The sequence below is a fragment of the Floccifex sp. genome, assembly GCF_051873495.1.
Taxonomy (GTDB): Bacteria; Bacillota_I; Bacilli_A; order Erysipelotrichales; family Erysipelotrichaceae; genus Floccifex.
On sequence record NZ_JBJEEX010000044.1, the window covers coordinates 1 to 11,307 of the forward strand.

Annotated in this window: 11 protein-coding genes, 1 pseudogene and 1 other annotated feature; of the genes and pseudogenes, 5 read left to right on the forward strand and 7 right to left on the reverse strand. The window is 34.2% G+C overall.

Annotation, left to right across the window (positions count from 1 at the left end; all coding sequences use genetic code 11):
* Window positions 1-78 precede the first annotated feature (78 nt).
* Window positions 79-414, reverse strand: coding sequence for a cupin domain-containing protein (locus ACI313_RS02760; protein ID WP_320608303.1), 336 nt, complete (start codon window positions 412-414; stop codon window positions 79-81).
* A gap of 52 nt (window positions 415-466) precedes the next feature.
* Between ACI313_RS02760 and ACI313_RS02765 the strand changes: the two genes are divergently transcribed.
* Both ACI313_RS02765 and ACI313_RS02770 read left to right on the forward strand, forming a co-directional pair.
* Entirely contained in the window at window positions 467-1,099 is a 633-nt protein-coding gene (locus ACI313_RS02765) for an HAD family hydrolase (RefSeq protein ID WP_320608302.1), read from the forward strand.
* 62 nt (window positions 1,100-1,161) lie between these two features.
* On the forward strand, window positions 1,162-2,028 hold the full coding sequence (locus ACI313_RS02770; protein ID WP_439755220.1) for a YihY/virulence factor BrkB family protein: 867 nt from the start codon (window positions 1,162-1,164) through the stop codon (window positions 2,026-2,028).
* Between the two features lie 30 nt (window positions 2,029-2,058).
* Here ACI313_RS02770 and leuB read toward each other — a convergent pair whose 3' ends face one another.
* The 4 genes from leuB to ACI313_RS02790 are packed head-to-tail and all read right to left on the reverse strand — an operon-like array spanning window position 2,059 to window position 6,587.
* Window positions 2,059-3,138: a 3-isopropylmalate dehydrogenase gene (gene leuB, locus ACI313_RS02775; RefSeq protein WP_320608300.1), complete on the reverse strand. Its 1,080-nt coding sequence runs from the start codon at window positions 3,136-3,138 to the stop codon at window positions 2,059-2,061.
* Entirely contained in the window at window positions 3,131-3,634 is a 504-nt protein-coding gene (leuD, locus tag ACI313_RS02780) for a 3-isopropylmalate dehydratase small subunit (RefSeq protein ID WP_320608299.1), read from the reverse strand. The genes leuB and leuD overlap by 8 nt, the downstream gene beginning before the upstream one ends.
* Complete coding sequence (leuC, locus tag ACI313_RS02785) at window positions 3,631-4,908, reverse strand: 3-isopropylmalate dehydratase large subunit (RefSeq protein ID WP_439755221.1); 1,278 nt, start codon at window positions 4,906-4,908, stop codon at window positions 3,631-3,633. The genes leuD and leuC overlap by 4 nt, the downstream gene beginning before the upstream one ends.
* Window positions 4,899-6,587: a 2-isopropylmalate synthase gene (locus ACI313_RS02790; protein WP_320608297.1), complete on the reverse strand. Its 1,689-nt coding sequence runs from the start codon at window positions 6,585-6,587 to the stop codon at window positions 4,899-4,901. Before ACI313_RS02790 ends, leuC begins: the two co-directional genes overlap by 10 nt.
* A gap of 108 nt (window positions 6,588-6,695) precedes the next feature.
* Window positions 6,696-6,892 (reverse strand) — a binding site (T-box leader).
* Window positions 6,893-6,999: 107 nt separating this feature from the next.
* Here ACI313_RS02790 and ilvB point away from each other — a divergent pair.
* Genes ilvB through ilvD form a run of 3 tightly spaced genes read left to right on the forward strand, consistent with a single transcriptional unit; the run spans window position 7,000 to window position 10,882 of the window.
* Window positions 7,000-8,685 (forward strand): biosynthetic-type acetolactate synthase large subunit, encoded by a 1,686-nt coding sequence (ilvB, locus tag ACI313_RS02795; RefSeq protein WP_320608296.1) that lies wholly within the window; start codon window positions 7,000-7,002, stop codon window positions 8,683-8,685.
* 9 nt (window positions 8,686-8,694) lie between these two features.
* Window positions 8,695-9,204: an acetolactate synthase small subunit gene (gene ilvN, locus ACI313_RS02800; RefSeq protein WP_320608295.1), complete on the forward strand. Its 510-nt coding sequence runs from the start codon at window positions 8,695-8,697 to the stop codon at window positions 9,202-9,204.
* 10 nt (window positions 9,205-9,214) lie between these two features.
* Entirely contained in the window at window positions 9,215-10,882 is a 1,668-nt protein-coding gene (gene ilvD, locus ACI313_RS02805; protein ID WP_320608294.1) for a dihydroxy-acid dehydratase, read from the forward strand.
* A 34-nt stretch (window positions 10,883-10,916) separates the two neighbouring features.
* Here ilvD and ACI313_RS02810 read toward each other — a convergent pair whose 3' ends face one another.
* Both ACI313_RS02810 and ACI313_RS02815 read right to left on the reverse strand, forming a co-directional pair.
* A complete protein-coding gene (locus ACI313_RS02810; RefSeq protein ID WP_320608293.1) occupies window positions 10,917-11,087 on the reverse strand; it encodes a hypothetical protein in 171 nt (56 codons plus the stop codon).
* Window positions 11,084-11,307: pseudogene (locus tag ACI313_RS02815) on the reverse strand (hypothetical protein); the annotation flags it as partial. The gene ACI313_RS02810 and the pseudogene ACI313_RS02815, both read right to left, overlap by 4 nt.

The window sequence follows — 11,307 nt, forward strand, 5'->3', positions numbered from 1 at the left end:
AGACCCCAGTTAATGACCCCGGTTTAGCAGACCCCGGTTAAATTTGATTATCCAAAAAAAGGATTCGCGTGAATCCTTTTATTTTTGTTCATTATATACAATTAAAGCCATAAACACTAAATCTTCTTGTCCTTTATTCATTATTGAATGACCCTTTCCTGAACAAGTAAAATAATGTTCACCTGGATTTAAAACCAATTCTCTTTCTTGATTATCGTTAATATGAGCTTGTCCCGATAAAATGAAGTAATCTTCGCCATCTCCTTGATGAACATGGTAGCCAACCGCACATCCCGGTTTTAAAGTAACTCGAGCATAAACACGATTCATACCATGCATTTCTTCTTCCGTTAAAATATGTTCAAAATGAGCTAGGCCAGGTCCTCCAAACATTTCTTTATCGACAATTTTCATTTTTTTAATCCTCCTGTTTATTTTATATTATACTATTAATAAAGGTGAAAACATGAAAAAGACAATTATATTTGATATGGATGGCTTATTAATTGATAGTGAACAAGCTACTTTTAAAATCTATCAACAATTTTTATTAAAATACAATATTAACTATACTAAAGAAGACTACATTCAATTATTAGGAAAAACACAATCCTTTGCGAAATCTTTATTCAATAAAGAATATGGACCTGCTTTTAATTTTGACTTATTTTGGAATGAAACACATGAACTACTTGATAAAACTTTGATTCAAGAGCCTATATTAAAACCAGGATGTATTGAATTATTGTCTTATTTAAAACAAAAACAATATCATATTGTATTAGCTACTAGTTCCTATTCAAATCGAGCTCAAGCTATATTAAAAGGACAAGGCATCTATTCTTATTTTGATGATTTTGTGTTTGGCAATGAAGTAGAAAAAGGAAAGCCTAATCCCGAAATCTTTATCAAGGCCGCAAGACACTATGCCTTATCTGATTGTTTGATTCTAGAAGACAGTGAAGCTGGAATTGAAGCGGGTTTTAGAGCAAATATCGATGTGATTTGTATACCTGATATGAAATATCCTTCTAAAGAGTTTCAAACAAAATGTAATATGATTTTATCTAATTTGTCAGATGTTTTGTCTATTTTATAATAATGTTTGTGAAAAACACTTCTTTTTTTGACTTATTCCCTTCTTTTTTTTAAAATCTACTTATGAAAAAAGCAACCATTGATTTTATAGAACAATACACAAAGAGGTTCCCAGCTAAATATAAAGAAGACCAAATAAGTCTTTATGCCACACAAACAACCTTCTTCTTAATTATTTCCGCTGTTCCTTTTACGATGATTCTATTAACATTATTAAAAACTTTTTTACCGCTTGAACAAAGTACCTTTATATTTACAGCCCTAGAGGGTCTTCCTGATACGATTCGTAGATATGTATTTGTGTTCTTAGAAGACATTGAAGCCCAACCATCTTTATCTATTACTTCTATCAACACTATTACGTGTTTATATGCTGCGAGTAAAAGTACATATGCCCTAACACAAGGATTAAATGCGATTCATAAAATTGAAGATAAACGTAATTATGTTCGTATTCGTCTTCAATCAATTTTTAATACTCTTTTATTAATGTTGTTGATTGTGTTTAGTTTATTGATATTAGTATATGGAGGAAAAATAACGGTATTTCTTCAAAAATACTATCCTAAATTTTTATTAGATATATTTGAACTATTAAATATAAATCAAATTATTACATATGCCATTATTACAATATTAATCTGTGGATTATATGTGATTCTTCCTGGTAAACACTTAAATTTCTTTTATCAAATTCCAGGAGCTGTTTGTACAACCATTTCATGGGTTTTATTTTCAAATATTTTCTCTTTTATGATTGATCATTCCTCTCGTTTTTCTTTCACTTATGGGGTTTTATCAAACATCGTATTCATTATGATTTGGTTACAATGGTGTATTACTTTCTTCTTGATTTTTGCGCAAATCAATGCCTTTATTGAACGATTTATTAAAAAATTAATTGAAAATAGAAAAAACAAACAAGCATAATAAAAAGGATGGAACCCCATCCTTTTTTCATTACATATTTTCAATTTCCGAAACAATTAATTGTCCCATCTGTTTACAACCCACTAGCGTCATTCCTTCAGACATCATATCTTGGGTACGATATCCTTTGTCTAGTACATTATTTACCGCTTGTTCAATAGCTTTTGCTTCTTGTGGCATATCAAAACTATATTGAAGCATCATACCTGCACTTAAAATACATGCAATTGGATTGACTTTGTCTTGACCAGCAATATCAGGAGCTGAACCATGAATTGGTTCATATAAACCTCTTGTACCATCTCCTAAAGAAGAAGAAGGAATCATACCAATGCTTCCTGTAATTTCACTAGCTTCATCACTTAAAATATCTCCAAACATGTTCTCAGTAACAATAACATCAAATTGGCTTGGATTCTTACAAATCTGCATAGCACAATTATCGACAAACATTACAGAATACTCTACTTCTGGATATTCTTCTTTTAATTCATCCATTACTTTACGCCATAAACGAGATGTATCTAATACATTGGCTTTATCGACCATGCATAGTTTTTTATTTCGTTTCATTGCCGTTTCAAAACCAATTTTTCCAATTCTTCTAATTTCATGTTCAGAATACGGCATCGAATCCACTGCTTTTAATTCACCATTTTCTTCATGTGTTTCATGATTACCAAAGTAAACACCACCAATTAATTCACGAACAATGATAAAATCAATTCCTTTATCTACAATTTCTTTCTTTAAAGGAGAGGCATCTTGTAGCTGAGGCCAAATTTTAGCCGGACGATTATTTGAATACAATCCCATCCCTGCACGAAGACGAAGAAGACCTTTTTCAGGTCGCTTTTCTCCAGGAAGTCCTTCCCATTTTGGTCCTCCAATAGCACCTAATAAAACACTATCACACGCTAAGCATTTATCTAATTCATGTTGAGGAAGAGGATCTCCGTATAAATCAATGGCTTGTCCCCCCATGGCAACATCAACATATTCAAATGAATGTCCATATTTCTTTTCAATTGTTTTTAATACATTTAAAGCTTGTGCAACAATTTCAACGGAAGAACAATCCCCCCAAATTACACCGATTTTTTTATTCATTTCCTTTCTCCTTTTGATGATTTACATAATTCACAAGTCCATTTTCCGCAATCATCTTTTGAAGAAATGGTGGAAATGGTTGAGCTTGGTATTGTTTATTTTTAGTGACATTAGTGATGATTCCTGTGTCAAAATCAATTTCAACTTGATTTCCTTCATCAATGTCATCCACCGCTTGTTCACACTCTAAAATCGCAAAACCAATATTAATGGCATTACGATAGAAAATACGTGCAAAGCTCTTGGCAATAACACAACTAACACCTGCTGTTTTTAAACATAAAGGCGCATGTTCTCTAGAAGAACCACATCCAAAGTTTTTCCCAGCCACCATAATATCTCCTGGTTTTACTCTTTGTACAAAAGTAGGATCAATGTCAACCATGGCATGTGTAGCCAATTCTTTGGCATCGAAAGAATTTAAATAACGAGCTGGAATAATTACATCCGTATCTACATTATCTCCATATTTTAATACTGTCCCATTTGCTTTCATAAAGAACCTCCAAATTTTTCAGGATTTGCGATATATCCCGCAATTGCACTTGCCGCTGCTGTTTCTGGAGAAGCCAAATAAATCAATGATTCAGTATCTCCCATACGACCTACGAAATTACGATTCGTTGTCGAAACACATTTTTCACCTTTAGCCATAACTCCCATGTGTCCACCCATACAAGGACCACAACTAGGTGTATTTACAGCACATCCTGCTTCTACAAAAATCTGTAATAAGCCTTCTTTAATGCATTGCACAAAAATCTTTTGAGTAGCTGGTACGACCATAACACGTACATGTTCATTTACTTTTTTACCTTTTAAAATTGCCGCTGCTTTTCGTAAATCTGACATTCTTCCATTTGTACAAGAACCAATCACAACTTGATCAATATAAATTGGCTCTTCTTTTTCGATTTCATCAATTGTATGTCCATTTCCTGGTAAATGAGGGAACGCAACCATTGGACGAATATCACTTAAATTAATTTCAATTACTTGTTCATATGGAGCATCTTCATCCGCTTCATAAACAACATAGTCTTTTGTTGAGTGTTCATTCATATACGCAATAGTTTGTTCATCAACTGGGAAAATACCATTCTTAGCTCCTGCTTCAATGGCCATGTTACAAATGGTAAAACGATCATCCATTGATAGTTCTTTTACCCCGTCTCCACAAAATTCCATGGAACGATATAAAGCTCCATCAACACCAATTTTATTAATAATATATAAAATTACATCTTTTCCAGAAACAAATGGATTCAATTTTCCTGTTAACTTAAATTGGATTGCACTTGGAACCTTAAACCACGCTTGTCCTGTTGCCATCCCACGAGCAATATCTGTTGTTCCTACACCTGTTGAAAAAGCACCTAAAGCTCCATATGTACACGTATGACTATCTGCTCCAATAACAGCCATACCCGCTACAACCAATCCTCTTTCAGGTAGAATCGCATGTTCAACACCACATTTTCCTTGTTCCATGTGATTTGTCAAATGTTGATCAAAAGAGAAATCACGGATGGCCTTAGAATTTTCTGCACTTTTGATATCTTTATTTGGTGTAAAATGATCCGGTACTAATACTACTTTATCGGGATCAAAAACTTTATCTGCCATTTGTTTAAAAATAGGCAAAGCCATTGGTCCTGTAATGTCATTGGCCATTACTAAATCTAAGTTGGCTTCGATTAACTGTCCTGCTTCAACATGATCCAATCCAGCATGGGCAGCTAATATTTTTTGAGTCATTGTCATTGACATGATGCATCCTCCTTATGAATAATTGCTCTATTTAATGCACTAAATAATGCACGAATACTTGATGCGATAATATCGTCATCCACTCCTACTCCAAAACGATCTTCATGAATACAGTCTTTTAATTGAATATACGAAACCGCTTTTGAGTTTGAACCTTGATTCAATGAACTTTCACGATAGTCTTTAATATCGAATGTCAAATTACAATGTTTTCTCATCGCATTGGCAACGGCATCCAATCTACCATTTCCACGACCTACAATATCCATTTCTTCTCCTTTAAAATTAATATTGATAGTCGCTTGATATTGATTATTGCTTAAACGAATAAAATGATAGTCATTTAATTCAATTGGCGCATTTAAGTTCATGAAATCTTTTTGGAAAATTTCAAAGATTTCTTCTGGTTTTAATTCTTTATGTTGATGATCGGAAATATCTTTAATATAGTAAGAGAATTGTTCTCTAAATACGACTGGTAATTCATATCCATAATTATGTTGCATGATATAGGCAATTCCACCTTTTCCACTTTGAGAATTAATACGAATTACATCTGCTTCATATACACGACCTACATCCGTTGGATCAATTGGTAAATATGGAACTGTCCAATCTGGACAATTATTATCTTCTCTATATTTCATTCCTTTAGCGATAGCATCTTGATGAGATCCAGAGAAAGCCGCAAATACCAACTTACCAGCATATGGTTGTCGTTCATAAACATTCATACGAGTCACTCTTTCATATACATCAACAATATGTGGCATATCATCAAAATGAAGATGAGGATCCACTCCATGAGTATACATATTCATAGCTAAGGTAATGATATCAACATTTCCTGTTCTTTCTCCATTACCAAACAATGTACCTTCTACACGATCAGCTCCTGCTAATAAAGCCAATTCTGTATCGGCAACTCCTGTTCCTCTATCATTATGAGGATGAAGCGATAAAATGACACAATCACGTTTATGCATGTGTTTAGACATATATTCAATTTGTGATGCATAGACATGAGGTAAAGACATTTCAACTGTTACTGGTAAATTAATAATCAATTTCTTTTCTGGAGTTGGATCAATAATATCAATAACCGCATTGACAACATCTAGCGCATAATCAATTTCTGTTCCTGTAAAACTTTCGGGAGAATATTCGAAACGGAAGTCTTCTCCATTTTCTTGGGCTAATTGTTTAACTAATTTAGCTCCATCAATTGCGATTTGTTTAATTTCTTCTTTTGATTTTTTAAATACTTGTTGTCTTTGGGCAAAAGACGTTGAATTATAGAAATGCACTATCGCATTTTTACATCCCTTTAGTGATTCAAATGTTTTCTTAATAATATGAGGACGTGCTTGCGTTAATACTTGCACTGTTACATCATCAGGAATCATGTCATTTTCAATTAATGTTCTTAAAAATTCATATTCTGTTTCCGATGCAGCTGGAAAACCAACTTCAATTTCTTTAAATCCAACATCAATTAATACTTTCCAAAATTGAAGTTTTTCTTCTAAGTTCATCGGTGTAACCAATGCTTGGTTTCCATCACGCATGTCTACACTACACCAAATAGGTGCGAATTCAATGTATTCTTTTTTTGTCCATTCAAGTGATTCTTCAGGAGGCATATAGTAGCCTCTATGATATTTTTTATAATTCATCATAATGTGTTTCTCCTTTTTCTTTATCTATTATTTATGTCTTTTCTATTATTTCTTAAGTTAGATAAATCCATAACACCAACTCCTAACCAAAATAAAAACGTCCTTATTTCTAAGGACGTAAAATTACGCGGTACCACCTTAGTTCTCAATAAAATTGAGCCCTCTTTAAGAAGTTAACGCCTTCATACGAATCGCTTATCGATTAGCTCCTTGACAAGTTCATAGCCTTCCTAATATAAGTTTACACCCACCACTTACTCTCTTTAATTCATTCAGCTATTACTACTCCAAATCATTGCTAGTAGTATAAGTATAACATTTTAATTTTCATTTTCAATTTATTTTCAGAAAATTTTCAGAAAACGAAAAAAAGCGCTATAATTTTTAACATAAATATTATATACTTAGTAATATGAAGAATGGAGTGAAAATTATGAAACTAAGTGGTTCACAAATCATTATGGAAGTATTAATGGAACACGGTGTCGATACTGTTTTTGGATACCCAGGTGGAGCCGCTCTTAATGTATACGATGAATTATACAAATATCAAGATAAAATCCATCACGTCTTAACAGCTCACGAACAAGGTGCTAGCCATGCCGCCGATGGATATGCGCGTGCAACCGGAAAAACAGGTGTTGTATTTGCCACAAGTGGTCCAGGAGCTACCAATTTAGTAACCGGAATTGCCACTGCAATGTTAGATAGTATTCCAATGGTTGCCATCACTTGTAACGTTGGAAGCAGTGCCATTGGCCGCGACGCCTTCCAGGAAGTTAGTATCACAGGAGTCACTCTTCCTATCACAAAACATAATTATTTTGTCAATCGAATTGAAGATTTAGCGGATGCGCTTAGAAACGCTTTTCGAATTGCCAATGAAGGAAGAAAAGGACCTGTTTTAGTTGATATCACCAAAGATGTAACCGATCCTAACAATTTATATGAATATACAAAACAAAAACCATTAAAACTAGCAGATCATCCTGTTGTCAGTGATGACTTATTACGTGAAATTGCTAGAGTTATCAATGAAGCAAAACGACCTGTTATTTATTATGGAGGCGGAGTCAATGCTTCTCATGCCCAAAAAGAATTAAATGAATTTATTGAAAAATACGATTGTCCAAGCACATATACTTTAATGGGTGCTGGAGCCGTTCGCTATGATAATCCAAAGAACCTTGGTTTAATTGGTATGCATGGTTCGATGCAAGCAAATATTGCCATTGATAATGCGGATTTAGTTATTGCCCTAGGAACACGTTTTTCGGATCGTGTTGCTTTAAATCCTAGAAAATTCGCAAAAAATGCGGGAATCATCCAAATTGATATCGATGAATCCGAAATTAATAAAAACGTCTTAATTAATTATCAAGTTGTTGGTGACATTAAAGATGTACTTACTTCTTTATTACCTTTAATCAACAAAACAAGACACACAGAATGGCTTCAAGAATGTCATAAAGCCCATAAATGGGTTGATATGGAATTAGAAGGTGCCAAACTTCGTCCTCGCGACATTATCGAAACCACTTGTAATATGACAGACAAAGAAACAATCTATGTTACTGATGTAGGTCAACATCAAATGTGGGCTGCTCAATATGTTCATCATATTAAAAGTGAAAACTTCTTAACAAGCGGTGGATTAGGTACTATGGGATATGGATATGGAGCAGCGATTGGGGCTCAATTTGGTTGTCCTAATAAACGTGTTATTCATTTTACAGGGGATGGTTCTTTCCATATGAATTTAAATGAATGTTGTACAGCTGTTTCTAATAATCTACCTATTATCACTATTATTTTTGATAATAAAGTTTTAGGAATGGTATATCAATGGCAAACGGCTTTCTATGGAAAACGTTATTCAAATACTACACCAGGACGAAAGACAAATTATCCTTTATTGGCTGCTGGATTTGGTGCAACAGGATTTGAAGTTAATACATTAGATGAATTTAAAGATGCTTTCCAAAAAGCCTTAAAAATTGATGGACCGGTATGGATTGCATGTAACATCATGAAAGAAGAAAAAGTTTTACCAATGATTCCTAATGGTGGAACTGTTTCAGATATGATTACCAAATAGGAGGTTTATATGAAAAGAAAAGAAGTTATTAGTATTTTTGTTGAAAACCAGGCAAATGTATTAACTCGTGTTGCTTCCCTTTTTGGTCGCCGTGGATTTAATATTGATTCCCTTACCGTATCTACAACTAATGATCCAAAAATCAGTCGAATCACTGTTGTATTTAATGGAAACGAACAAAGTTTAGCGCAAATTATTACGCAAACACGTAAACTGGAAGTTGTTAAAGATATATTTACACTTGAAAAAGACAATAGTTTATTTAGAGAATTGCTTTTGGTTAAAGTTGCATGTGACAAAACCAATCGAAGCGCCATCAAAGAAATTGTTGATATCTATCGTGGAAGAATTATTTCTTTATCTAAATCTTGTATGATTATTGAATTAACAGGTGCAACTGAAAAATTAGATGGATTTTTAAATATGTTGAGTTGCTACGAAATTATTGAAGTATGTCGAACAGGAGTTACAGGTATTTCTCGTGAAGCTGACATAACTGATGTTTCAAGCATCGACTAAGGAGGAAGTTATGAAAAAATTAAAAAGCGCTGCTGTAACTGAAGGTGTAGAAAAAGCGCCAATGCGTTCTTTATTCTATGCAATGGGTTACACAAAAGAAGAATTGGAACGACCACTTATCGGAGTTGTAAGTGCACACAGTGACATCGTTCCTGGTCATTTTCACTTAGACAAAATCGAAGAAGCCGTAAAAGCTGGTGTTCGTATGGCTGGTGGAACACCAATCATGGTTCCAAGCATTGGTGTTTGCGATGGAATTGCTATGGGACATGTAGGAATGAAATATTCTTTACCTTCTCGTGAACTAATTGCAGATTCTGTAGAAACTATGGCACAAGCCCATGCCTTTGATGGATTGGTATTAATTCCAAACTGCGATAAAATTGTTCCAGGTATGGTAATGGGTGCTCTAAGATTAAATCTACCAACAGTTGTTTGTTCAGGTGGCCCTATGATGTCTGGATGCGTTGATGGAGTCGATACATCTTTATCAAAAATGTTTGAAGCCGTTGGTGCTCGTAAAGCAAATTTAATTGATGATGAAAAATTAAAAGAATATGAAGAACAAACTTGTCCAGGATGTGGAAGTTGTTCAGGAATGTATACAGCTAACTCTATGAACTGTTTATGCGAAGCATTAGGAATTGCTCTTCCAGGAAATGGAACAATCCCTGCAGTGCATGCGAATCGTTTACAATTAGCTAAACACGCTGGTATGGCTATTATGAATTTAGTTGAAAAAGATATTCGCATTAAAGATATCATCAACGAAAAATCAATCCGCAATGCCTTAACTTGTGATATGGCATTAGGATGTTCTTCTAACTCAGTATTACACTTGTTAGCTATTTCAAATGAAGCTGGTTGTCCATTAGATTTAAATACATTTAATGAATTCTCAGAAAAGACGCCAAACTTATGTCACTTAGCCCCTGCTGGTCCAACTCATATGCATGATTTAAATGCTGCAGGTGGTTTACAAGCTGTTTATCATGAATTAGATAAATTAGGATTAATTGATACTTCTTTAATTACAGCCAATGGTAAAACAGTTAAAGAAAATATCGAACATGCCTACAATAAAGATCCAAATACAATTCGTCCTGTTGAAAACCCTTATTCACCTAATGGAGGAATCGCCATTTTATTTGGTAACATCGCTCAAAACGGATGCGTTGTTAAGCGTAGCGCCGTTGATCCAAGCATGATGAAACACACAGGTCCAGCACGTGTATTCACAAGTGAAGAAGATGCCATCGCTTGTATTTATGCCGGTGGAATCAAACCAGGAGATGTTGTTGTTATCACATATGAAGGACCTAAAGGTGGTCCTGGAATGCGTGAAATGTTAAATCCTACATCTGCATTAGCTGGTATGAAACTTGATAAATCCGTTGCTTTAATTACAGATGGACGTTTCTCAGGAGCAAGCCGTGGAGCTTCAATCGGACATGTTTCTCCTGAAGCTGCTGCTGGTGGAAACATTGGTTTAATTCAAGAAGGTGATTTAATCACAATCGATATTGCCAATTACTCAATTCATGCCGATGTAAGCGATGAAGAATTTGAACAAAGACGTAAAGTTCAACCACCATTTGAACCTAAATTTAAAACTGGATGGTTATCTCGTTATCAAAAACTAGTTCAAGGCGCTGACAAAGGAGCTATTCTAGAATAATAAAAAAGCAGTTAAGATTCATTTCTTAGCTGCTTTATTCTTTTGTTTGTGAGCGAATATAAAGAATTACGACCGAAGCAATCATACTTATACCCGCTAATGTATAAGGAAGACTTGATTGTATCGACAAAATCATAGGAACGATATATAAAGCCAATCCAATTCCTAGCAATAATAAACTAATTTTTAATAATTGTTCTTTCATTTAACAATGTCCTCATCACCAAAAGAATCTCCACACTCTGGACAAAATTTAGGTGGATTCGTAGGATCAGCTGGTGTCCATCCACATTTATCACAACGATATTGTAATGCTCCTTGTGGTTTTTTAGTTCCACATTCCATGCAGAACTTACCTAAATTCAAAGTATGACAATTTGGACAAGTCCATCCTTTTGTCTCTGGCTTAGGCTTTCCACAATTCA

Coding starts and splice junctions, on each gene's coding strand:
- ACI313_RS02770 (WP_439755220.1), top strand. CDS start 1,162: ATGAAAAAAGCAACCATTGATTTTATAGAACAATACACAAAGAGGTTC.
- ilvD (WP_320608294.1), top strand. CDS start 9,215: ATGAAAAAATTAAAAAGCGCTGCTGTAACTGAAGGTGTAGAAAAAGCG.
- ACI313_RS02765 (WP_320608302.1), top strand. CDS start 467: ATGAAAAAGACAATTATATTTGATATGGATGGCTTATTAATTGATAGT.
- leuB (WP_320608300.1), bottom strand. CDS start 3,138: ATGAATAAAAAAATCGGTGTAATTTGGGGGGATTGTTCTTCCGTTGAA.
- ACI313_RS02790 (WP_320608297.1), bottom strand. CDS start 6,587: ATGATGAATTATAAAAAATATCATAGAGGCTACTATATGCCTCCTGAA.
- ACI313_RS02760 (WP_320608303.1), bottom strand. CDS start 414: ATGAAAATTGTCGATAAAGAAATGTTTGGAGGACCTGGCCTAGCTCAT.
- leuD (WP_320608299.1), bottom strand. CDS start 3,634: ATGAAAGCAAATGGGACAGTATTAAAATATGGAGATAATGTAGATACG.
- ilvN (WP_320608295.1), top strand. CDS start 8,695: ATGAAAAGAAAAGAAGTTATTAGTATTTTTGTTGAAAACCAGGCAAAT.
- leuC (WP_439755221.1), bottom strand. CDS start 4,908: ATGTCAATGACAATGACTCAAAAAATATTAGCTGCCCATGCTGGATTG.
- ACI313_RS02810 (WP_320608293.1), bottom strand. CDS start 11,087: ATGAAAGAACAATTATTAAAAATTAGTTTATTATTGCTAGGAATTGGA.
- ilvB (WP_320608296.1), top strand. CDS start 7,000: ATGAAGAATGGAGTGAAAATTATGAAACTAAGTGGTTCACAAATCATT.